This window comes from Chryseobacterium sp. MEBOG07 (assembly GCF_021869745.1).
In the GTDB taxonomy this organism is placed as follows: Bacteria; Bacteroidota; Bacteroidia; order Flavobacteriales; family Weeksellaceae; genus Chryseobacterium; species Chryseobacterium viscerum.
In genome coordinates this window covers 4593395-4616318 of the sequence record NZ_CP084579.1, presented here as the reverse complement: position 1 = coordinate 4616318, position 22924 = coordinate 4593395, and the positions used below count along the sequence as shown (strand labels likewise).

Here is a 22924-nt window from a genome sequence, read left to right as displayed (position 1 = left end):
CTTATACTTTGGCACAGTTTTTATTTGATTATGGATAAAAATTAAACACAAAATCTAAATAAAATGGTGGGTTATTATATCATTATTGGTATTTCAATGTTGGTGAGCTGGTGGGTTTCATCCCGATTGAAATCGAAATTTGAATATTATTCCAATGTACACCTTCGAAATGGACTTTCGGGGAAAGAAGTAGCGGAAAAAATGTTGAGAGATAGCGGGATTAATGATGTTCAGGTAATATCTGTTCCCGGGCAGTTGACGGACCACTATAATCCGGCAGATAAAACAGTAAACCTCTCTGAAGGGGTTTATATGCAGAGAAATGCCGCAGCAGCTGCAGTAGCAGCTCATGAATGCGGACACGCCGTACAGCACTCCGTAGGATATTCTATGTTGAACTTACGTTCAAAACTGGTTCCTATCGTTAATATAAGTTCCAATCTGATGCAGTTTGTCCTTATAGCGGGTATCGCGGTAATGGCAGCATCAAGAAGTATTGAAAATCCAAACGGAAATACTACGGTTCTGGCAATTGGAGTAGCGATGTTTGCGATGACAACACTTTTTGCTTTTGTAACGTTACCTGTGGAATATGATGCTAGTAACAGAGCGATGAAATGGCTTAAAGATACAGGAACTGTAACTGCAGAAGAGTTTGTTGGGGTACAGGACAGTTTGAAATGGGCAGCAAGAACTTATGTTGTAGCAGCCCTGGGCTCTCTGGCACAGCTTCTTTACTGGGGGTCTTTACTTCTTGGTGGAAGAAGGGATTAATCATTAAATTCAAATGAAACATATTGCATCTCGGATAGTTTTTCCGAGATGTTTTCTTTTTGGGCCAGTTTCAGCGAAGCCGTGAGAATATAGTTCTCGTTGGCATCAAAATTCAAAACTTTGGCATCAAATTTTGAAAGCAGGGTGAAGATCGTATTCTGTTGATTGAAATTAAAATGAATCTCAACTTCTGTTTCCAGTTCCCGGGTTATAATATTGGCTTCTTCCAATGTAATCTTTGCAGATTCTTTATAGGCTTTTACCAACCCGGAAACACCAAGTTTAGTTCCACCGTAATAGCGGACCACAATCACAAGAACGTTTGTAATTTCATTCGCCAATAACTGATTGTAAATAGGCAGACCCGCACTTCCGGAAGGTTCTCCGTCATCATTAGCACGATAGTTTTCACCATTTAATCCCATTCTGAAAGCGTAGCAGTGATGGGTGGCTTTCGGATGTTCTTCCCTGACCTTTTCTAAAGCTGCCTTTAGCTCTTTTTCATTATTCACAGGGTAAGCAAATCCGATGAACTTGCTTCCTTTTTCTTTTAAAAGAATATCTTCTATGGGTTTTTCTATGGTTTTGTATTCAAACGTCATTGGAGTTCCTGCTTTGTTTATGCAAAAATATTAAATGCTTTAGTATTCTGCACCATAATCATAAATTAAGCCGTCAAATCTTGACGGCTTATGTATTTTGAAAGTGAAATTGCATTCTTACATTTGATCTCCACAAAGATCCATTGGAATCAGGCACATATAGCTTGTAGGACCGCAAAAATCTGCAGGGCAGTAATCTCTGCATCTCGTAGGCTGCCCATTAGGCAATGTACATGTTACAAAAACACCTCCTTGAATGGTTTTCATATTAGCTCTGGATACTTTTTTTACATTTTTCATGATCATATTTTTTGTTGGGTTAATTTGTTCCATTTTATAATATTAACATGGGAATGTTCCATCTACCCAAGCTGGTGGGCAGCTCATATTGGAAGGAGTTGCACAGCAATGCTGTAATGAAGGTGGATAATAAGAACAGCATTGAGGAGCATTTCCTCCAGATACTTTTTTCAACTCTTGTCTTGAAACTTTCTTTAAATTTTTCATAGTAATTTTTTTGTAAAACTAATGTAAATAAATTATTTCATTTGAAGGTGATAAAAAGGTTTTATTTTTGTCTAAAGAAAGAAATCGTATTATCCCTGAAATCTTCGGTTTTGGATGCTGTATGATCAAATTCCGGAGCTTTTGTTCCGTTTTCCAGTATCAGACTTTTATTTTTAATGACAATAGCTTCGTCCCAAAGGTTAGCATTGATAAACTGCTGTAGTGTAAAACGGCCGCCTTCAATAATCACAGACTGTATTTGTTCTTTATACAACGCTTCCATAAGATCCGGAAGAAAATGATCCTTGTTGATTTTTATGAATTGAATAGGGCCTTCAGTACTCTCTTTCACAGAATTTAAAACCAGTGTTCTTGCTTCGTTATTGTAAATATTGAAGGTTTCCGGAACTTTTAAATCAAAGTCAATCAGAATTCTGACAGGATTTATCCCTTCGGCATTTCTTACTGTAAGACTTGGATTGTCATGTAAAGCTGTTTGGGTTCCTACTAAAATAGCATGCTCGTCAGCTCTCAATTGATGAACGAACTGATTGACCAATGTATTGGAAATGGCGGTAGGTTTAAAATATTTATCCAAAAAGCCATCACCTGATTCTGCCCATTTTAAAATGATATAAGGTCTTTTCTTTTCATGATACGTGAAAAACCTCTTATTAAGTTCAATACATTCTTTTTCCAGAATTCCTGAAGTGGCTTCAATTCCTGCGTCTTGAATGATTTTCTTTCCCTTCCCATTTACTTTATCATGAGAATCCATCGCGCCAATAACAACTTTTTTAAATCCTAATTCTTTGATTCTTAAAGCGCAGGGTGGCGTTTTCCCATAATGAGCACAAGGCTCCAAAGATACGTAGATCGTTGATTCCGGGATCAGTTCTTTATTTTTAACTGAATTGATCGCATTTATTTCAGCATGATTTTCTCCTGCTTTATGATGGTATCCTTCACCTATGATTTCCCCGTTATGTACAATCACACTTCCTACAAGAGGGTTAGGGTAAGTCTTGCCAAGGGCTTTCTGTGCCAGTTCGATACATCTTTTGATATAAAGTTCGTCGTTGTTCATATTCTATAAAAAGAAAAAGCGAAGACAAATTGCTTTGCTCCGCCTTTATTTATTTTGTTATCTATTAATCTCCGCTGATAATGCTGTGGAGATTCTGTTTTAATGTTTCCAGATGAGCTTTCTTCTCATCAATAGTATTGTAAGTATCTCTTAAAAGAGGATTTTCTCTTGATGGTTTGTTGAAGAAAGAAAGGTTGTTTTCCAGTTTTACGATTTCACCTTCAAGATCTGAAATTTGATTTTTGATCTTTCTTGCTTTGTCAGTAAGCTGGTTTTCAGATAGGCCTTCTTCTTTCAGTTCAAGTTCATTGATTTTGTTTATTTTCAATTTCTCTCTTAAAGTCTTATTGAATTCAGTGTTGATTGAAATTTTATCTCTCGGAACTTTACCGATATTATTCCATGAAGTTTTGATCTGCTCAATTTTTTCGATGCTGCCTTCTTCATTGGACACCATTTTCAATTCATCAAGAAGATTTTTTTTGTTTTTATAATTTTCTTTCCAGTTGTCGGTAGAAGTGTTGCTTTTCTCTCTGTAATTGTTGAAAAATGCGTTACATGCATCACGGAATTCATCCCATATTTTGTTGGTCATGCTCTTTGGAACGTGCCCGATTTTTTTCCAGTCTTCCTGTAGTTTTTTGAATAACGGAACTGAGATATCCCATTCCTCGTTATTCATATTATCCTGTGCCGTCTGGATCAATTTTAACTTCTCTTCAAGATTAGCCTGCTGAGACCCTTTCAAAGATTTATAATAATTGTTTTTCGTTGTATTGAAAGCTCTTAGTGTTGTTTTAAAATCATTCCAGTTTTGGTTGGAAAGCTTTCTTGGAACACTTCCTGTTTTTAAGAATTCTGAACGAAGATCTTCAACTCTCTTAATGGAATTTTGCCAATAATTGTGATTAGGAGTTTCTGATGGTTCAGAAAGTTTCTTTATTTCAGCAATGATCTCATTTTTCTTTTCAAGATTCACAGTCTGCTCTTTTTCAATAGAAGCGGAAAGTTCAGACTTTCTTTCGTGAATTTTATTGGAAATTTCTTTGAATTCTTCCCATGTTTTCTCACGGAATTCTTCTGAAACTGGTTCAGCCTCTTCTTTCCAAAGTTTATGAAGATATTGAAGCTCATTTAAAGCCTTCTGAATCACGGGTTCATTTTCAAGTTCTTTGGCACGGGCAATGATATGCTGTCTTTTTTCCAGGTTATGGCTGTATTCCTGCTCCAAAAACTCCTTGTTCAGATCCAGCATCTGATAAAATTGATTCAGGTGGTGGAAATAATTGTTGTTGAGAATTTTAAATTCAGACTTTGCAACCTGCCCGGCTCTTGACCAGTCTTCTTTGATCTCACGAATGGATTTAAAAAGATTAATTCCTGGTTCAGAACTTGTATATAAATTTTTAAGTCTCTCGATAATGCTTTGACGGTGCTCAAGGTTTTTCTTTTGCTCTTCTTCCTGTCCTTTCTGGAAGTCGTCATGTTTTTCCCTGAAAATATTAACCAATGCGGAATATTTAGTCTGAGAAGGGTGCTCATAACTGAAGTTTTCAGAAGCATTTCCGGCTTCTGCGTATTCATGCTTTTTATCCTCCACTTCATCATGGATGTAATGACTTGCTTTTTCCTTCAGCTGGTTGAATCTCTTAAAATTCTCACCCGCATTAGGCGTGTTGATGATTTTTTCCATTTCCTTTAAAGCATCAGTAAGGGAAATTTCTACCTCTTCATGTTCTTCCAGGTGCTCTGCTTCATCTTCATGTGGGATTGCATCATGAGAAACTGTGTTTTCTGATGTGTCCTGAGATACTTCGTTAGGATTATTCTTTTCTTCGTTTTCAGAAAGATTGTTTTCTGTAGTCATAGCAAATCTTTTATGTGAGTGGCGTTAATATCCTTTAAATATAGCTTTAAGGCCAATTAAAGCACTAATTTATGTTATTTTTTTTGAAAATTCCAAATTTCCCAAGCTTTTTCTGCTTGCTGTTCAAGCATATAATACCCGTTGACTGTTTTTGCTCCTTTTTCAGAGGCATTGATGATGAATTGGGTATAATTGGGATTGTAGATCAGATCGATCACCAGGTGTTCCGGAGAAAGACCGTCAAAAGGGAAAGACAGACAATCTTTAACATTTGGAAAAGTACCTACAGGTGTACATTGAATGATTATTTTGTATTCAGTAACAGTTTCTTTATCAAGATTTTCAAAGTTGATTTCTGTACTTCTTGAAACTGTTACAGAAGGAATGTTATGCTTGTCTAGCGCATATTTTACAGCTTTTGCTGCACCTCCGTTTCCTAAGATCAGTGCTTTGTCCTGTGAAGGCTTTTTGTGTAAGATAAGCGTTTTTTCAAAGCCGAAAGCGTCCGTATTATAACCTGTCTTTTTGCCATTCTGAATAAGAACGCAGTTGACAGCGCCTATTTTTTCCGCTTCATCACTTAATTCGTCAAGATAATCAATTATTTTTTCTTTATAAGGAATGGTAACATTGAATCCTAAGAGCTCCGGAGAAGAAAAAAGGTTTTCCACTTCATTGATTTCATTCAGATCAAAAATATCGTAGGAGAAGTTCTTCAGCATGAGCTTTTGGAACTTATTTTCGAAGAATTTTTTAGAAAAAGAATAGGAAATATTTCTTCCTATCAATCCTAATTTTTTATTGGAATCCATAGATCAAAAATAAAAAAAGACCGGATAAATCCGGCCTTTGGTTTGAAATATTTTTTAATAATTAATCTACGATAAATTTAGTAGAGAAGTTATCTGTTTTTAGGATGTAAGTTCCTTTCGTTAATCCTTTAAGGTTGATTTTGTTTGTGTTTTTGAAAGGATTAATGAATGTTTCAATTAATTTTCCGGAAAGATCGTAAATGTCCGCTTTTGAAACTTTGTTAAGGTTTTCTCCTTTTACAAATAATTCATTATTTCTTACCGGGTTAGGGTAGATCGTGAACTGGGATTTGTCTTTTTTGGTTTCAGCAGTTGCTAAAGTACTAAAACATGTCCAGCTAAGATCATCTATGGCAACTCTTTGTGCATTTTGACTTGTAATTGGATTCGTAATTTTGATCACTACATTTCCGCTTACATTAATATTAGGAATGGTTGTTGTCGTTGTTGCATTAGCTGTTCCGCTATAAGGAATCGTACCTACTAGATTTCCATTTATTTCTACGTTTAGAACACCAGCTCCGCTTCCATACTTTAATGCAGTTGTTACTGTTAAGTTCTGGATTCCTCCTGTAAGAACAGAACTGGATAAGTTTCCAATTCTTAATGTAATTGCTTTACCATTGATCGTTTCATCAACTCTTGAGTCAACCGCAGTCCATGTTATGCTATTATTGGTCCAAACTCTTGTGGCATAAGCAGGGTTTGTAGAAGTTGGTATATTTGAGAAGTCTTCAGTTCCACAGCTTCCTCCTCCGGCAGGTCCGTCAAGAGTAGTCTCTACAGCATTATTACTTTGTGGTGAAGCGTTTCCTGCTGCATCTTTAGCAATGATATAGAATGTATACTGAGTCAGTGGAGATAATCCTGTTACAACAGTAGAAGTTATTGTTCCTGAAACAGTGGCTTTTAGAACGCTATTTGCATAAACTTCATAAGAAGCTACTCCCACGTTATCAGTTGAAGCTGTCCAGCTTACCGCAATTGAATTTGATGTCGGATTGTTTGCAATTAAATTGGTAGGAACTGTTGGAGCTTGTGTATCAAGAACTGGAGTTCCCCAAACCATATTTACATATTCAGGATGGTCTATGTATGGATTTCTGTTTCCCTGAAATGCATAGGTAGCATTATTTCTTCTAATTTCTGATGCAGATACAGGATCTTGCGCATGCCATAGTAAAAGTTGGCTCAATTCCCAATCCTGAAGACTTGGGTAAGTGTTTTTGGCGATCATATCACCGGTAGAGAACCCTGCAAGCTGACTTTCATATCTTGTTACAAAATAAAAAATCATTCTCGCTATATCTCCTTTAAACTCATCAATAGGTTCAAATACAACACCTGAATATCCTGGTGAAACAGAGTTTCCTCTTTTGGATCCGTTTTTTGACAGAAAATTATATGTACCTACTTTTCCATAAGGTAAATTACCTCTTTCATTGTTTACCTTTCCATCAGTAGCTCTTATGAAGTGAACATCTGATCTCATCGGTAATGCCTCATTGAATAAACTTTGAGGAACAACATGTTCTCTGTTGTAGCAGTCTCCTTCATTAGAGTAACCGTTTGACCCACATTGAGTTGTACCATATGCGAAATTATATTGATCTGGTCCTACGGGTGTTTCTGAATAAATATCCAGAATTGTACCATCATTATCATAGTCATAATCACGGTCGGTTGTCTGATATGCACCCCATACATCACTATACGTGATACCTGTAGCATGTCCTGTAGTAATGATTTGCTTAAGAGCTGTTTTAAGAGGAGCGGCACTTAGGCCTGTAGCTGCATTATAATATCCGGCCGGGATCTGAGCCAGACCATTTATAAATACAAAACTTAATAGAAAAAAAGATAAAATTCGTTTCATTTTTTTAAATTGGGGCGTAAAGGTACAAAAAATGAAAACGAGATATATTAATTTAATGTAATATATAATCTTACGATATTAGCTTTTAGTAAGATATTCTCTACTTATTTTTGAAAAGAACCATGAAATAGTGATTCCGAAGATAGAAGCTGTAAGTGCTACGATAAGATAATTTTTTCCTACAATTTTTACCGGGAATGGGAGAACTTCATTGGCTCTGAAGAACTCTGTATAAAGCTGAAAATAGCAAAGTGCTGTTCCCAGGATTAATCCGGTAATTACTCCGGAAACCACAATAAGTATTCCGGTGTAGAAATAGGTCATTCTTAGATGGCTTAAAGGGAAGCCAAGTGATATCAATGATTTTGCCTGTTCTTTTTTATCAAGCTGAAGGATGATGATCGCTCCTGCAAGATTGAAGGTCGTAATGAAAATAACCAGTGCAAAAATCAGGTAGATAAAAAGCTTTTCAGTGTTGATCATTTTCCAGAAAGCAGCATTTTCTTCTTCCTTGGTTTTGATCTCAATATTTTTTCCCAGAGAAGAAAGCAGGTTTTGTTTTACAGCATCTGCATTCTCCGGATTTTTTAATTTAATAACGATTTGGTAAGCCGATTTTTTTGGAAGACTTAACAATTCTTCAGTAAGTTCAATAGGAGAGATGATGTAATTATCCAGTTGATCTTTTCCGGGGAAAACACCTGTTACCGAAATATCTCTTTTATTATAGATGTCTTCTTCCTTATTGATGATCCCTGTTCCCGGTTTGGGCATAAAGACCGTTGCATAATGATTGGAAGAATCTACGGGAATAGAAAGTCTGTTGTCCAGGCTGTTTTCCATCAATACTTCATTAGAATACTTGAAGCTGGGATATGTTCCGTAGAAAACATCTTTATTGATTGGATTTACTTTGACATAAGCGGAATCTACCCCTCTTAAATAGGCAATATCTCCTTTCCCATTGAAGCTGATGTATACTTTTTCTTCAATAACACGGGAGAAGCTGCTCACTTCTTTATTGTTTTTTAAAACAGAATTAACCTGTTCCAGGTTTTTAATAGTTTTCCCTGCAGAACTTTTTAAAGTCAGATCCGCATGGAGATTGGAAATTAGGTCTTTATTCAGTTCTTCCAATCCGGAAAAGACGGAAATAATGACGAACATTGCAGCCACAGCAACCGTCATGGCACCTACGGCCAGCCACGTAATGAACGTAACGGCAGTACTGCCTTTTTTAGCCAAAAGGTATCTGGATGCTATGTAAAATGCAATATTCTTCAAGATCTATAAAACAGGATTGTCGCCTTCGCCTCTTAATTCTCTTTCCAGTTTTTCAACATCATCAAGAGCTGTATCCAGATAAAAGTTAAGCTGTGGAATAATACGTACCTGTTTTGCCATTTTTTGGCCAATGAAGTTTCTGTATTGAGGTTTGTTTTCTTCAATTTCCTTCATCACAGCGCTACGAAACTCCTGAGGGAAAATGCTTAAATAAATTTTAGCGATTCCTAAGTCAGCAGTTACTTTTACATCTGAAACAGATACCAATATGCTCTGTTTGCTGTCTGAAGCCTGTTTGCGGAAAAGTTCTGCGAAGTCTTCCTGAATGATCTGTGCTACTTTTCTTTGTCTGTTACTTTCCATAATTTCTGCAAATTTAGTACTTTTGTTTGAATTGATACTTTGAAATTCGACTGCAGTATCAAATTTACGATTTAATTATATTTATTAGTATTTATGAAGCTAGAACATATTGGTATTGCTGTAAAGTCTTTAGGCGTTTCTGATGAACTTTTTGCCAAGTTATTAGGAAAAGAATCCTACAAAAAAGAAACTGTAGAAAGAGAAGGCGTGGTTACGTCTTTCTATGAAACCGGAGAAAGTAAAATTGAGCTGTTGGAAGCCAGTAATCCTGAAAGTCCGATCTCAAAATTTATCGATAAAAAGGGCGAAGGCATCCATCATCTGGCATTTGGGGTTGAAAATATCCTGGAAGAAGTGAAAAGATTGAAAAAAGAAGGATTTCAGTTTATCTCCGAAGAACCGAAAGAAGGTGCTGATAACAAATTAGTTGTCTTCCTACACCCGAAATCTACAAATGGTGTGCTGGTAGAACTTTGCCAAGAAAAGCAATAAAAAATTTTGTAGTAAAAGAAATTTTGCTATTTTTGCAAACACAAAATTTAACCAAGTTTTGAGGTCCTATAGCTCAGTTGGTTAGAGCACCTGACTCATAATCAGGTGGTCCCTGGTTCGAGCCCAGGTGGGACCACATAAAATCAACCGCTTACAGCATGTGAGCGGTTTTTTTATTGCTTATTCTATTAAACATTACTAATTATTAATAATTAAAACCGGCAGGTTATATCTATCAAACCGATTTATAATATGTAGAAATTGTTTTTGATCAACTGGAGTAGCCCAGCCAGTTACCGTATTTTGAAGTCCTAAACTATTGGTGTCCAGAGAAATTTCGCTCTCAAAAACTAATGTATTATTTGAGTAGACATAGATCATACTTTGCACTGTGGAAACATCCGATCCTGTGTATTTAAACTCACAATTAATCAAATCATTTACTAAAGAGAGATTATTGGATTTTAAAACTTTCCATTTTGGGATGGCAGAACTCCTATTTTTTCTGTCCTCATGGTCTAAAACAATATATACAACCATATTTTGAGTGCTTTCCAATCCCGGAATATCTTTTAATTTAAATTTTTCATTCGGCTTAAGATCAATACTCTTGGGTCCTTTTACAGCTGCTAATGATACTACCATTGGTTTATAGAAAAAGTATCCGGTTATCAGGATGAATAACGAAAGAATGATTTTTCTAGTCATATTATTTTATCATAATTATTAGTATCGTGAATGTAATAAAAAGCAGAATATCTTTTTATAATATCTGAACAAACTTCCATTCTATTTTCTTAAAAGGAGACATTTTACTATTTCAAATTTCCTATGCATAACATTAAACATTTGTTTAAAAAACCATAAAGGATATTTAAAACACAGTTAACACCCTTCTTCCTCATATCCCGTTGCTTTGCAGAAAAAGTAATGATGGAAAATAATAACCAATTCAACAGAAGAAGATTTCTTAAAAATTCACTATTGGCTGCCGGAGGAATTTTCATTGCACCTTTAATTGAAAGCTGCAGTGACGATTTTACAGAAAATGGAAATGCTCCCGATGATCTTAAAAATGGAGGTTTTGAATCCGGAGTGGCAAGTTTTGATCCCAGTGCAACGGGAATCATTATCTGGACCAGATATTCTAAAGGAACTGATGCAGAAATTACCTGGGAAATAAGCAAGAACAGCAACTTTTCAGAAGTTGTAAGAAGAGGTCAGGCGAATGCTACAGCAGTGAATGATTTTACGGTAGCTGTAGATGTACAGAATATCTCTTCCAATACAAAATATTACTACAGATTCTATAATAACAAAACCAAAGAAGCGAGTGTAACAGGGGAAACCCTTACTTTACCTTCAAAATCAGATGCAGTAAATGAGGTGAAAATGGCAGTAGTATCTTGCTCCAACTTCCCTGCAGGACTTTTTAATGTATATGGAGCGATTGCAAAATCTGAAGCAGATGTCGTTGTACACCTAGGAGACTATATCTATGAATATGCACCTGGGCAATACGGAACAAATCCTTATACCAATCAATTAGGAAGAGCACATCAGCCGGCAAAGGAAATCCTTAATCTCAGCGATTATAGAGAACGATACAGACAATACCGGGGAGATAAAAATCTTCAGCTTCTTCATCAGAAAAAGCCATTCATCTGTGTTTGGGACGATCATGAATTTGCCAATGATACTTATAAATCCGGAGCAGAAAACCATCAGCCTAATGAAGGTGATTTTCAAGCCAGAAAAATGGCTGCTTTCCAGGCATACAGTGAATATATTCCCCTTAAAACTGGGAAGGATATGAGAATTTACAGAGGTTTCAACTTCGGAAATATTGTATCTCTTTATATGATGGATACAAGGGTGATTGCAAGAGATAAACAGATGGAATATTCCGATTATCTGGATAATGCAGGAAACTTTAATCAGGTACAGTTTAAAACAGATTTCTTAAGCACCAGCAGAAAACTGATAGGAAGCGAACAGATGTCATGGCTGAGCTCTCAGATTAATGGCGATACAGCAAAATGGAAAGTACTGGGACAACAGATTTTAATGACTAAAATGATGGTTCCTGCTGAACTTCTGATGCTTTTGAACCAGATTCTGACAGAAATAAAACAACAAGGAAGCGCACAGCCAGCCACGATGCAGGCCCTTCAAAACATAATCACACAACTGATTATTATCAAAACAAGATACAAGCAGCAGGATCCTACATTGACTCCACAGGAAATTGCCAGAATCACAACTACTTTACCCTATAATTTGGATGCCTGGGATGGATATTTCATGGAAAGAGAACAGCTGTATTCCGTTCTTGCAGGAAAAAATGTAGTGGTATTGGCTGGAGATACCCACAACGCATGGTTAGGAAAACTTACCGATGCACAAGGCAAATTCATTGGAACCGAATTAGCTTGCAGTTCCGTTTCTTCTCCGGGGTTGGAAGGGTATCTCGGAATAACTTCAGACCCTGCAAAAGCAATAGAACTGGCTCAGGCATTCTCATTGCTGATCGATGACCTTGATTATGCGAATCTTTATAAAAGAGGATACCTGCATGTAAAATTTACTTCTGGCAGTTCTGTGGCAGAATGGAGGTTTGTAGACAATATCATCTCTGATACCTACAATACCACTACAGAAAAAACATATACGATCTCATAGTTTCAATTCAATCATATCTTATTTTCAATTAAGTAAAAAGAGTCATGGTGTGCCACTGTGGCTCTTTTATATTATTGACTTTTTTTGTATCTTGAACAGATGCGAGAGGATGTAAGAAAAGATTTTTTACCGTTAGTTTCTAAAACATGGTGGCTCATGACTTGGGTGACCAGGATTTTTGGGATCCTTTTATTGGTGATGGCGTTTCTTTTGATAGTAGCATTGCCCATTGTGCTCAGTAATAAAATTGTGTTATTTACTGTAGTTTCGATACTGTATTATCCGGCTCTTGCTTTTGGCTTATACCGTTTTATTCTATATCAGAAGAAAATCAGAAAAAGAGAGGTCAGACAGGTAGTCGTTGATGATCAGGGAATTCATTACGAAATGGCCAATGGAACAATAGATAAAATTCTTTACAGTAACCTGAAAAAATATTCCTTTTCTGATGAATATGATGTGAGTGTCAGTCCAAGATACAAAACCTATATATTGAAAGTGAATGACAATGGCTTGGTAACAGAAGTAGATTTTAACGGAATGGATGCAGGTTACAGTTCCTTTATTGGAAATTTAAAAGCTTTAAGGCGAAGGTATATTCAGGGAATTGTATATTTCAGACCAGATTTGCGGATAGATCCTTTGGTTTATGATGTCTACTATATCAATCCTGTTGATTTTACATTCGATCATAAAAAATATTGGAAATTACTAGCACAGACTTTTGCTATAATGATACTATGTTGTTTAGTATTAGGAATCATTATGCTTTGGCTGGTTGCATGATTTCTAAGGATCACATTTATTTTTATAAAATTTGAAATAGACCGGATTTAAAATTTTATTCCAAATCAATTGGATTTTCACATCTCAAAATCTTATATTTATTTTTCTTTTAAACTTTTGTTATCAAAAAATAAAGACTTGGTTTAAAAAATTAATAAAAAACAATGGTGGAAAATTTTATTTATTACTTAGGTTTAGTCCTGGTAATCATCGGTGCTATTATGCTGGCCAATCGTTTAAAAGTAGCATATCCAATTATACTGGTTATTGCCGGACTTCTTATCAGTTTTATCCCCGGACTACCGGTGTTGAAAATTGATCCGGAACTTATTTTTATCATCTTCCTGCCTCCGCTTTTATACGAAGCTGCATTTGCCGTCTCCTGGAAAGAAATTTGGAAACTGAGGCGCATTATTACCAGTTTTGCCTTCATTGTTGTTTTCCTTACGGCAATATCTGTGGCTTTTGTAGCCAATTCATATATTCCCGGATTTTCACTGGCATTAGGCTTTGTGCTGGGAGGAATTGTATCACCACCGGATGCTGTAAGCGCCGGAGCGATTTTGAAATTTGTGAAAGTTCCCAAAAATGTATCTACGGTTTTGGAAGGAGAAAGTTTATTCAATGATGCTTCCTCACTGATCATTTTTAGGTTTGCAATGGTTGCCGTGGCTACGGGACAGTTCATATGGCAGGATGCGGCGGTAAGTTTTGGATGGATGGTATTCGGCGGATTGGGAATAGGGATTATACTTGCTTTTATCTTCCTTGAAATTGGGAAAATATTTCCTACCGATGTCAATATGGATGCAATACTCAGTCTTGTTGCTCCCTATGTGATGTATATTGCCGCTGAAGAAGTGCATTCTTCGGGGGTATTGGCCGTGGTAAGCGGTGGATTGTTTCTTTCCGTTAGAAGACATCAGATTTTTAAAACTTCACAATCTAGGTTAAGAGGCTCCAATGTATGGGAAAGCTTTGTATTTCTGATCAACGGAATTGTGTTCTTGCTGATCGGGCTGGATCTGCCGGAAATTATGGTGGGATTGAAAAAAGAAGGGATAAGTTTATCCGATGCCGTTGGCTACGGATTATTGATAACAATAGTACTGGTTATTGTCCGGTTATTATCTGGTTTTGGGGCGGTTTTCGTTACGCTCATCATGCGAAATTTCATCAATGTTGCAGATAGAGATCCGGGAATGAAAGCTCCATTATTGATGGGCTGGACAGGAATGCGGGGAGTAGTTTCATTAGCAGCAGCATTGTCTATTCCCATCGTAATGGAAAATGGGCAGCCTTTTCCGCACCGTGATCTTATTCTTTTTATTACCTTCATCGTGATTCTTACCACTTTGATTGTTCAGGGATTGACACTCCCTGCATTGATCAAAAAGCTCAATTTATCCGATTCCGGAGCAGGGATGTCCGAAGAAGAATCTGAATATTTCCTGAGAAGAGAAATGCGCCGGGTATCCTTCAGGTATCTGGATGAAAATTATAAAGAAAGAAGAAGCGAAAATGAATATTTTAGCAAACTGATGGACCGCTGGGAGCAGGAAGATAAAGAAGACTCTACTCATGAGATGTCTGAAGAAGCCAAACAAATCTATTTTGAAACCATCGAACAGCAGAGAATTTGGCTTCGTGAAGAAAACAGACGCAATCCGAATATTGACGAAGAATATATTAGACATTATTTAACAAGGCTGGACCTGGAAGAAGAAAGGCTCAGAATGTAAAAATTAAGGGAATGAAAAATTTAAAAAAGCAGCTCGGGCAATTTCCCGATGAAAAAGAAAAGAATATTTCAGTACGCTTCCCAACTATCTCAATGGGAAATTTCAGAATATATTGACAACACCGTCTTTATTAGAAGGAGAAAGTATGACCAAAGTACTTCTCCAAACCTTGTGTAAAGTAGAAAATACATCACCCAGCAGGGCTCTTCCGTTTGTGGTGACCGACCTTAAGAACCTTCCGCCTGAAGAAAATGTTTTGGTGTGGTTTGGGCACAGTTCCTATTTCATACAGGTGGATGGCAAGAAATTTCTGATAGATCCTGTTTTCAGTGGAAATGCTTCTCCTATGCCAGGCTCTATAAAAGCTTTCCAGGGAGCCGATTATTACAAGCCGGAACACATGCCGGATATTGACTTCCTGCTTATTTCACATGATCATTGGGATCATCTCGATTATAAAACGGTTCAGGATTTAAAAGATAAAGTAGGAAAAGTTATTTGTGGGTTAGGAACCGGTCAGCACTTTGAATACTGGGGCTGGAGTTTTGATAAAATCATTGAAAAAAACTGGTGGGAAAGCATGGATATCGCAGAAGGTTTCAGAATAACACTTACTCCTGCACGACACTTTTCCGGAAGATTACTGAACCGTAATATTTCACTCTGGACTTCCTTTGTATTGAAAACACCTACAAAAAATCTATTTTTAGGTGGCGATAGCGGTTATGGAAATCATTTTACAGAAATTGGAGAAAAATACGGACCGTTTGATTTAGCTGTAATGGAAACCGGACAATATAACGAAATGTGGCCTTACATTCACACCCTGCCGGATCAGCTGATCTCAGAAATAAAAGAACTGAAAGCCAAAAACTTCATTCCTGTTCACAACTCAAAATTCAAACTGGCACAGCATATCTGGTATGAACCTTTAGAGTTTGCCTCAAAACATGCAGAAGAAAACAATATACCCATTACCCTTCCTATGATTGGCGAAAAGGTAGATTTGGACCAGCTGGGGACGGTAGCCTGGAAAAAATGGTGGGAGGAATATATTTAATGAATTACAAATTAGCACATTCTTCATTCGTTTAATTTAAAAAAATAAAAACCTGTCCATCACTGGGCAGGTTTTTCCTTCATATCAAAAAAATAATCACTACAAAGGTTCCTTATGGTTGACCTTTGTATGAATGATATCGTAAAATACAGCCGGATTGGCAGCATCAGGAGTAATTCTGTAAGTAAATGTAGTCTCGTTCAGGGTAAGAATATCCACAACACGGGTAAAAGTAGGCGTGGTAAGCGTTCTCTTTTTCCCGTCAGGAGAAATAGACCATGTCCCTTCAGATCTCAAAATATCATTTAAACCGAAAATTTTAAAAGTTCCGTTAGCTTTAAAGTAAGAATAGCCTACATATCCGGCTACGCTACTATCACTTAAAGCTACATTATTTCCGCTTTTATCCTTAGCACCAGTGGTTTCCCATGGAGTAGAAGCTAATGCAAGCTGTCCATTTGTCGGCTCTGCGTGAGACGTTCTGGTGTGGATGATGTCATAGTAAATAGACGGGTCGCTGGAGTTAGGACGTATTCTGTAAGTGAATTCATTTCTGTTTAAAACAAGAATTTCAACATCACGGGTGAAAATCGTGGTCCCATCTGGATTCAATGCGGCAATCGTTCTGGTTTTTCCCTGTGCATCCACAGACCAGGTTCCCATTGACCTCAATACGTCAGTAAGGTTGTAAATGGCAAACTTTCCGTCTGCCTTAAAATAAGCAAACCCCACATATCCGGCTACGCTGGCATCAGTAAGAGCAATATTATTTCCATTTTTATCCTTAGCTCCGGTAGTTTCCCATGGAGTAGAAGACAGTACCTGTGAGGGAGTCTGCTGTTCAATAATGATTTCATTGTCATCACTTGAACATGAAACAAAAGATGCTGATAACAGCACGGCTGCAGACAGATAACATAATTTTTTCAGTGTATTCATAAGGGTATTTTTTCAGTCTTTGCAAACTTATTCCGAATAAATATCAAAACGTTGTATAGAATATCTCTTTTGTTGTAGAAAACATAACAGATCCCAAATTAGAATGAAAGAAATGATATTTCCTATAAGAATATCAATAGTATTAACAAATATTACTGCCGAATGTACTCAATTCTCCTCGTTTGGAGGGTGGCAAATCGAAGATTTGACGGGGTGGTTTCTCAACATTCCATGATAAAAACTTTTTTCTTGCCATAAAAATTCCCCAAAAATTCTATTTTTGAGTATGAATAACAGAAACCGTGGAAAAAACACTGGCGATGATACTCTGTTTGGTTCAGAGAAGCAGATCAGCAAACTGAAACTGGCTGTTGAAGATATGCAGTATTTGCTGACCAGAGAATACCCGGAAAAAGCGGCTTCAGAGCTTGTAGGAAACAGATACAGACTAAAAACCCGTCAGATACAGGCTTTACGGGGAGCATCCGCATCTGATATTCAGATTCAAAAAAGAAAATTGAAACATTTGAAAGCCTCAGATTTAAAGGAAAAGATAGTTTACCTCGATGGTTTTAATGTTTTAATCCTGCTGGAAAGTCTGCTTTCCAAAGCTTATATTTTTGAAGGATTAGACGGTTGTATCCGTGATCTTTCCGGAGTTCATGGAACGTATAAAAGAGTGAATCAAACCTTAAGAGCCGTAGAATTAGTTGCTTCTTTTCATCAGAAAAACCAAATTGAGAAACTTGTATGGATCTTTGACAAACCGGTGTCCAACAGTGGAAGAATCAAGCAGATTATTCTTGAATTTGCCGAACAACATCAGCTCAACTGGGAAGGTGATTTGCAGTATAATCCAGACAAATTTCTGGCAGAAAGTTCGGAACTCATCGTTTCCTCAGATGCCTGGATTCTGGATCACTGTAAAGAATGGTTTAATCTCATCGGCTATTTGATCAGAGAAGAAAACCTTCCTGTTAATCTGATTAAAATGATGTAAAATATGAACCTGTTTGAACCCTATATTCCTCTGTTTTCTCAAACCTGGAAAGACCAGTACAAAGCTGTTTTAGCAGAAGAGCATCTGATAAATCTGGAAAAAAATATAGATAGATTTAAAAACCATTCCTTAGAACTGGATTTACCTTATTTTAACGAAGAAATACAAGTTGACAGGCAGGAAAGCTTTGAAAAATTTATTCTGATTCTTGAGAATAACGATTCAGATGAGGTTAAAACAAAATTGCTGGAAAATATTCCGTTTGAACACTGGCTGAACATCTTAGGACAAAGATTGACCTCTGCAAGCATTCGTGATGAAAACGCGATTCCTCATTTGAAAACCATGCTGATTGAGGCCTGTCAGAAACCTTTCAATAGCGAAATTACCATTGCACAAAGAGCTTGGGAAAAGCATATTGGAAGAATGGATGATGATTTCTGGGGGAGATAAAAGGAAACAATCAGCAGAAACAAGAGAAAGTAATGGCGAAAATCCATGATATCATTGACAATAAAACCTGGTGGAATGTTTTCTTTCATTACAAACACGAACTAGTTTTTGAAGTCCGGGAAAAAGAAGGTCACGGCATCCGCTGGAGCCACGGAGGAACAAAACTGATCGGCTTTCTGGAAAAATTTATCAACGAATAAATAAAACACAAACATCTCTGCCATCTATGAAATCTGCGGGAATTTATATTTTTTCATAAATCATGGAGACTAGCCTGATGTATTCTTCACAAATTCACTCTTTTTCATTCTTTTTCTTCTACGTAAAAAGATTGCGTACTATGCTTCTAGTTTTGCAGACATAAAACAGAAGCTATGAATACATCAGATCAAAAGTTTTCAACCGAAGAATGGGAAATATGTCTCAAGGTTCTTGATGCCTTGAAGGAAGATCCGTTTCTGAATCCTGATAACAAAACATTTTCAGGACTGATTACGAAAATTCATAAGAGCGCCAAAAAACAAAGCCGTCATGAAAATTATTCAGAAATGAAGTCTCAGGATCTGGCTGTAAATTCCAATTCTGTATTGATGCAGAAAGCATTGGCGGGAGTTTCTGTTTATTATGATAATGAAAAAGAAGAGGTACAACTCACAAAACTTCAGATTCCCAAAAACTGCTATTGCTGTAACCAGAGTTATCAGTATGCGCACTCTTTCTATTCCAGATTATGCCCGGTCTGCGCTGCAGAAAACTATGAAAAACGTTTTGAAACGGCAGATCTTACAGGAAGAAATGTAATCCTGACAGGAGGAAGAGTGAAGGTAGGTTTTGCCGCAGCATTGAAGGTGTTGAGAAACGGAGCTAATTTGGTTTTGACAACCCGGTTCCCGGCACTGGCGATGGAATTGATGCAGCAGGAGGAAGATTATGAAAACTGGAAAGACAGACTCTGGATATATGGTTTGGATCTGAGAAATCTGAAGGCGATTCAGGATTTTATCAACTTTTATAGATTCAATTTTGATACGCTGGATATTCTGATCAATAATGCAGCTCAGACAATAAAATACCCTGATGAATACTATCTGCCGATAATAAAACGTGAAAAGGAAAAACTAATAGAATTTAAAAATATATCGACCCTGATCCCGAACCAGACAGAAATTTCCAAGGAAACCGCGAAATTGGAATATGCACACAATGAAGAAACTCAGGTGGCACTTACCCGTTTTGGACAACCTGTGGATAACAGAGAAAAAACAAGCTGGAATTCTACTTTGGAAGAGGTTTCCATGTATGAACTGGTAGAGGTAAACCTCATCAATCACATTGCCCCTTATTTCCTGATCAAAGAACTGAAGCCATTGATGAAAAACTCAGCGTTTAAAGAAAAATTTATCATCAATGTAACCTCATCAGAAGGAATTTTTAGCTATGAAAATAAAACGGCTTTTCATCCGCATACCAATATGACAAAGGCAGCTCTGAATATGATGACGCTCACTTCTGCAAAAGAATTTGAAAATGATCAGATCTATATGAGCGCGGTAGATGTGGGATGGATTTCTACAGGAGCTAAAGAAAGTTTGAGAAAAAAACAGTTTGAGATGGGATATATTCCGCCACTGGATTCAGTGGATGGAGCTGCCAGAACTCTGCATCCTGTGATAGAAGGAATAAAAGGAAATTACTTTAGTGGAGTTTTATTGAAAAATTATAAAGTTCACACCTGGTAATATCCAGACGGAGATAATAGTAATAAATGGAAAAATACATTTTGCTAAAATGAGTTGCAGGTTCGAATCCTGCTTATCTCCCAACCATTGAAACGGTAGCTCAACAGGAAGAGCGTTGACCTTCCAAGTCAGAGGCTGCGGGTTCAATTCCCGTCCGTTTCACAGGAGTACATTGTTCAAAAGGAGAAGAATACGTCCTCAATACGGACGAGCTGCAGGTTCAAATCCTGCTGTACTCCCAAAGTAAATAATGGAGATAATAGTTTAACGGAAAAACGATTCCCTGCCCGGAATCGATGCACGTTCGAATCGTGCTTATCTCCCTAATCAGAAAGTCAGAGCAGTAGCTTAATCTGGAAAAGCATATCCACGGAGGATAGGTTGCCGGTTCGATCCCGGTCTCTTTGGCTTTCATTTAAAATTATAATACCATGCTTAAAGATTTATTGATTTTTTTAAACATCATTGATGAAGTAAAAGTTCCCGTACCCATGCAATGGCAGGAAAGAACGCCGAGACCAAGAATTTCTAAAATAGAATTGGTGAAAGAACCGGAAATGATTTCGACAGAATGGAAACAGGAATCTTTTGAAAATGTAATGGTGACAAAAGAACAGGATATCCCAGAATACCTCTCAACGGTAAGAGAAAGAAAAGCAAACAGAAACTACCTGAACAGAATTGAAAATCTGGCAGAACATACAAAGGGTTATAAAGAATACTGTCTTGAAAAAACAAGCAACCAGCATATGTTGAAAGCGGAAGACTATTACATCTATTCTAAAAACGGAATTACAGAAACATTTCTGATTGCAAAAGATGCTTTTATCACCCATAATGAACATAAAATGCTCCGTATAGAAAGCGGTTGTTTTGTAAAGTATATCCAACAGGAATATAACCCGATAACACAAATAATAGAAAATGCATACGACTGATACCACAAAACGATATAAAATATTCTCCGAAGAAGACTGGACGGAGGCTGTTTTTGACGACCATACCCAGATAGAAGTGTATGCCAAAAACATGACGTTTCACGGTACCGAAATAAAAGGAAACTTGCTTTTGCGTGGTGAAGGCTGCCGCTTTCCGGAACTGAAACATATCAACGGAAATCTTTCTATTGATGCAGATAATTGTGAAATTCCACAACTTGAAACGGTGGAAGGTCATTTTAAAATGCATTGCTATACCCAGCTGGATCAGCTTAAAAAAGTAAGCGGTCATTTCAAGTGCATCGTTGATGCTGCTTTTAAAAACCTGGAAATAATCGGAGGCTATATTTCTGTTAAAAATGCTACAGTCAATGCTAAGAATGGCAAATTACTGAAAACGAGAGATGCTATTCCTATCAATTACCAGTTTCAGGCAGATGTGCTTCTGAAAGACGGTATTTTTGATATTAAGATCCTTGGAAATAATATTGTAATTCCTCACCGGGAAATCCGCGGTAAAATCAGTGTGGTAGGTGAAAATATATCATTCCCGAATCTGAAATTTGTTCATGGTTCTCTTAAATTCAGAAGTGAATGCCAGATTGGACACAAATTTACCCATTATTTTCCGGCGTTGAAGAAGCTGATCGGTAACCTGAAATTTGAAAATACAAGTATTTTATTTCCAGAACTTCAGGAAACCAGCGGAAGTATTCATCTGGAAAATGGTTCTTATGTCGCTTTCCCGGCACTTGAGAAATCTGGAAATATTATGCTCAATGGCGGGAGCGGAGCCGTATTTCCTGTTTTGACTGATATCAATGGAAATTTCCAATATAATGGTTCTGAAAAGTGCCACCTGAATGCTCTTCAATATGTGAAAGGTGTTTTCAATACTTATAATGTGGTTGCTCCTAACATTGCTGAGGTGGGTGATCTGATTATCCATGAAACCGATAGTTTTGAACATCTTCAAAAAATTAACGGAAAAATTCAGCTTATGTATCAGGAGAGCCGGAATGTGAATTTTAAATCATTGGAGTATCTCGGACAATGGGGGGATTCAAGGTTGCAGGGGTTTCAGTTTCCGGTTTTGAAATGTATTAATAATTATTTGTATGGTACAAATCCCGGTTTTGAACAGCTGGCAAAGAATATTTATTTTAAAATAAATAATAACATCTATATTACGAAAGATCATTTCATTGTTTCCCGGATGTTTTTCCCTTATGTTCTTCAGGAAAAGAGCTATCCTTTGAGAAAACTGGTTGCGATCCTAAAATTAAGACACAGCAGTTTTCAGAATTTTGAGACCCGTGAGTATGAAAGACAGTGGGAACATTTCGATACTTCGTTTTTTACGCAGATCTTAGATAAAATTGAAAGTCTTTGGGATGAAGTGAAGCCGATGAAATATGAAGAATTTTTTAATACCACAGATAGAAATTTCAAACTTTTCTGCTTCAGCTATTATGGTGTAGGAAATCTGATGGAAAAATTGGAAGCTAAAAAGATCAATGAAAGTGAAATAGAAGTTTGTTACGTGGAATATGATGAAAACGGAAACGAAAACTTAACCAAGAAAGTCAACCGTTATGAAGTTCACGAAGTTGAAAACAATAAACTCGGAATTTTTATATGGGGAGATAGAATGCAACATTCTTATGCGGTGAAATGCTGGTGTCCTTCCACAAAAAAGGAACATTGGCTGTGGATAGAGCAGGAATATAAAGATGATGCTTTGACGGCTATTGCATCTACTTTCAGAATACATAGTAATCTTATCCCGCATATCAAAAATCTAAAAAGACAGGGAGATCTATTAATCTGTGAATTGAAGGAAAAAATGACTCCAGCCGGAGAAATCCGACCTTTAACCGCTTCAGAATATTTTAATCTCCTGAGAGCAGAAACATAAATT

General features: G+C 36.9%; 23 protein-coding genes and 6 tRNA genes. 18 read left to right on the top strand and 11 right to left on the bottom strand.

The genetic code is table 11. The features are described 5' to 3' along the window. Positions 1 to 63 precede the first annotated feature (63 nt). Complete coding sequence (locus LF886_RS21240) at positions 64 to 774, top strand: zinc metallopeptidase (RefSeq protein ID WP_185145140.1); 711 nt, start codon at positions 64 to 66, stop codon at positions 772 to 774. On the opposite strand, the gene LF886_RS21235 is transcribed toward LF886_RS21240, so the two are convergent. The 9 genes from LF886_RS21235 to rbfA form a co-directional block, all read right to left on the bottom strand. Next, positions 771 to 1376: an IMPACT family protein gene (locus tag LF886_RS21235; RefSeq protein WP_236851521.1), complete on the bottom strand. Its 606-nt coding sequence runs from the start codon at positions 1374 to 1376 to the stop codon at positions 771 to 773. The two genes, LF886_RS21240 and LF886_RS21235, sit on opposite strands and share 4 nt — an antisense overlap. Positions 1377 to 1493: 117 nt before the next feature. Continuing rightward, complete coding sequence (locus LF886_RS21230; RefSeq protein ID WP_123921480.1) at positions 1494 to 1676, bottom strand: bacteriocin-like protein; 183 nt, start codon at positions 1674 to 1676, stop codon at positions 1494 to 1496. A gap of 42 nt (positions 1677 to 1718) precedes the next feature. Beyond that, positions 1719 to 1883: a bacteriocin-like protein gene (locus tag LF886_RS21225; RefSeq protein WP_236851520.1), complete on the bottom strand. Its 165-nt coding sequence runs from the start codon at positions 1881 to 1883 to the stop codon at positions 1719 to 1721. Positions 1884 to 1944: 61 nt separating this feature from the next. Then, the gene (ribD, locus tag LF886_RS21220) at positions 1945 to 2970 is read right to left on the bottom strand and encodes a bifunctional diaminohydroxyphosphoribosylaminopyrimidine deaminase/5-amino-6-(5-phosphoribosylamino)uracil reductase RibD (RefSeq protein WP_236851518.1); all 1026 of its coding nucleotides are present in this window, start codon (positions 2968 to 2970) and stop codon (positions 1945 to 1947) included. A gap of 64 nt (positions 2971 to 3034) precedes the next feature. Further along, complete coding sequence (locus LF886_RS21215) at positions 3035 to 4837, bottom strand: DUF349 domain-containing protein (protein WP_236851517.1); 1803 nt, start codon at positions 4835 to 4837, stop codon at positions 3035 to 3037. A 74-nt stretch (positions 4838 to 4911) separates the two neighbouring features. Continuing rightward, a complete protein-coding gene (locus tag LF886_RS21210; RefSeq protein WP_236851515.1) occupies positions 4912 to 5649 on the bottom strand; it encodes a shikimate dehydrogenase family protein in 738 nt (245 codons plus the stop codon). A 61-nt stretch (positions 5650 to 5710) separates the two neighbouring features. Then, positions 5711 to 7525: an endonuclease gene (locus LF886_RS21205; RefSeq protein WP_236851513.1), complete on the bottom strand. Its 1815-nt coding sequence runs from the start codon at positions 7523 to 7525 to the stop codon at positions 5711 to 5713. A gap of 78 nt (positions 7526 to 7603) precedes the next feature. Continuing rightward, entirely contained in the window at positions 7604 to 8809 is a 1206-nt protein-coding gene (locus LF886_RS21200; protein ID WP_236851506.1) for an ABC transporter permease, read from the bottom strand. Between the two features lie 3 nt (positions 8810 to 8812). Continuing rightward, complete coding sequence (rbfA, locus tag LF886_RS21195) at positions 8813 to 9172, bottom strand: 30S ribosome-binding factor RbfA (RefSeq protein WP_103234718.1); 360 nt, start codon at positions 9170 to 9172, stop codon at positions 8813 to 8815. A 93-nt stretch (positions 9173 to 9265) separates the two neighbouring features. Here rbfA and mce point away from each other — a divergent pair, with 93 nt between their 5' ends. Continuing rightward, positions 9266 to 9664 carry a methylmalonyl-CoA epimerase gene (mce, locus tag LF886_RS21190; protein WP_110009625.1) on the top strand — a complete coding sequence of 133 codons (399 nt, stop codon included), beginning with the start codon at positions 9266 to 9268 and terminating at the stop codon, positions 9662 to 9664. A 62-nt stretch (positions 9665 to 9726) separates the two neighbouring features. Next, a tRNA-Ile gene (locus LF886_RS21185) sits at positions 9727 to 9800 on the top strand. Positions 9801 to 9862: 62 nt separating this feature from the next. Here LF886_RS21185 and LF886_RS21180 read toward each other — a convergent pair. Beyond that, positions 9863 to 10372 (bottom strand): hypothetical protein, encoded by a 510-nt coding sequence (locus tag LF886_RS21180; RefSeq protein ID WP_236851505.1) that lies wholly within the window; start codon positions 10370 to 10372, stop codon positions 9863 to 9865. Positions 10373 to 10594: 222 nt separating this feature from the next. Between LF886_RS21180 and LF886_RS21175 the strand changes: the two genes are divergently transcribed. The 4 genes from LF886_RS21175 (at position 10595) to LF886_RS21160 (ending at position 15934) form a co-directional block, all read left to right on the top strand. Beyond that, positions 10595 to 12346, top strand: a complete 1752-nt coding sequence (locus tag LF886_RS21175) for an alkaline phosphatase D family protein (protein WP_236851503.1) — start codon at positions 10595 to 10597, stop codon at positions 12344 to 12346. Positions 12347 to 12502: 156 nt separating this feature from the next. Then, entirely contained in the window at positions 12503 to 13132 is a 630-nt protein-coding gene (locus tag LF886_RS21170) for a hypothetical protein (protein WP_236851502.1), read from the top strand. Positions 13133 to 13296: 164 nt separating this feature from the next. Next, positions 13297 to 14874: a Na+/H+ antiporter gene (locus LF886_RS21165; protein ID WP_236851500.1), complete on the top strand. Its 1578-nt coding sequence runs from the start codon at positions 13297 to 13299 to the stop codon at positions 14872 to 14874. Between the two features lie 145 nt (positions 14875 to 15019). After that, the gene (locus tag LF886_RS21160) at positions 15020 to 15934 is read left to right on the top strand and encodes an MBL fold metallo-hydrolase (protein WP_236851499.1); all 915 of its coding nucleotides are present in this window, start codon (positions 15020 to 15022) and stop codon (positions 15932 to 15934) included. 99 nt (positions 15935 to 16033) lie between these two features. Here the strand turns inward: LF886_RS21160 and LF886_RS21155 are convergent, their stop codons facing one another. Continuing rightward, entirely contained in the window at positions 16034 to 16873 is an 840-nt protein-coding gene (locus LF886_RS21155; RefSeq protein WP_236851497.1) for a DUF4822 domain-containing protein, read from the bottom strand. Positions 16874 to 17159: 286 nt separating this feature from the next. Here LF886_RS21155 and LF886_RS21150 point away from each other — a divergent pair, with 286 nt between their 5' ends. The 11 genes from LF886_RS21150 (at position 17160) to LF886_RS21100 (ending at position 22921) form a co-directional block, all read left to right on the top strand. Beyond that, positions 17160 to 17873 carry a DUF434 domain-containing protein gene (locus tag LF886_RS21150; protein WP_236851495.1) on the top strand — a complete coding sequence of 238 codons (714 nt, stop codon included), beginning with the start codon at positions 17160 to 17162 and terminating at the stop codon, positions 17871 to 17873. A gap of 3 nt (positions 17874 to 17876) precedes the next feature. Beyond that, a complete protein-coding gene (locus LF886_RS21145; protein ID WP_236851494.1) occupies positions 17877 to 18326 on the top strand; it encodes a hypothetical protein in 450 nt (149 codons plus the stop codon). A gap of 32 nt (positions 18327 to 18358) precedes the next feature. Then, positions 18359 to 18526 carry a hypothetical protein gene (locus tag LF886_RS21140; RefSeq protein WP_236851492.1) on the top strand — a complete coding sequence of 56 codons (168 nt, stop codon included), beginning with the start codon at positions 18359 to 18361 and terminating at the stop codon, positions 18524 to 18526. A gap of 174 nt (positions 18527 to 18700) precedes the next feature. Then, positions 18701 to 20065, top strand: coding sequence for an SDR family NAD(P)-dependent oxidoreductase (locus LF886_RS21135; RefSeq protein WP_236851490.1), 1365 nt, complete (start codon positions 18701 to 18703; stop codon positions 20063 to 20065). Between the two features lie 9 nt (positions 20066 to 20074). Then, positions 20075 to 20147, top strand: a tRNA-Ser gene (locus LF886_RS21130). Between the two features lie 7 nt (positions 20148 to 20154). Next, positions 20155 to 20227 (top strand) — tRNA-Gly (locus LF886_RS21125). Positions 20228 to 20230: 3 nt separating this feature from the next. Next, a tRNA-Ile gene (locus LF886_RS21120) sits at positions 20231 to 20304 on the top strand. Between the two features lie 14 nt (positions 20305 to 20318). Continuing rightward, positions 20319 to 20388, top strand: a tRNA-OTHER gene (locus LF886_RS21115). Between the two features lie 13 nt (positions 20389 to 20401). Continuing rightward, positions 20402 to 20473, top strand: a tRNA-Pro gene (locus LF886_RS21110). A gap of 23 nt (positions 20474 to 20496) precedes the next feature. After that, positions 20497 to 21003, top strand: coding sequence for a hypothetical protein (locus tag LF886_RS21105; protein WP_236851489.1), 507 nt, complete (start codon positions 20497 to 20499; stop codon positions 21001 to 21003). After that, positions 20990 to 22921, top strand: coding sequence for a hypothetical protein (locus tag LF886_RS21100; protein ID WP_236851487.1), 1932 nt, complete (start codon positions 20990 to 20992; stop codon positions 22919 to 22921). The genes LF886_RS21105 and LF886_RS21100 overlap by 14 nt, the downstream gene beginning before the upstream one ends. The last annotated feature ends 3 nt before the right edge of the window (positions 22922 to 22924 follow it).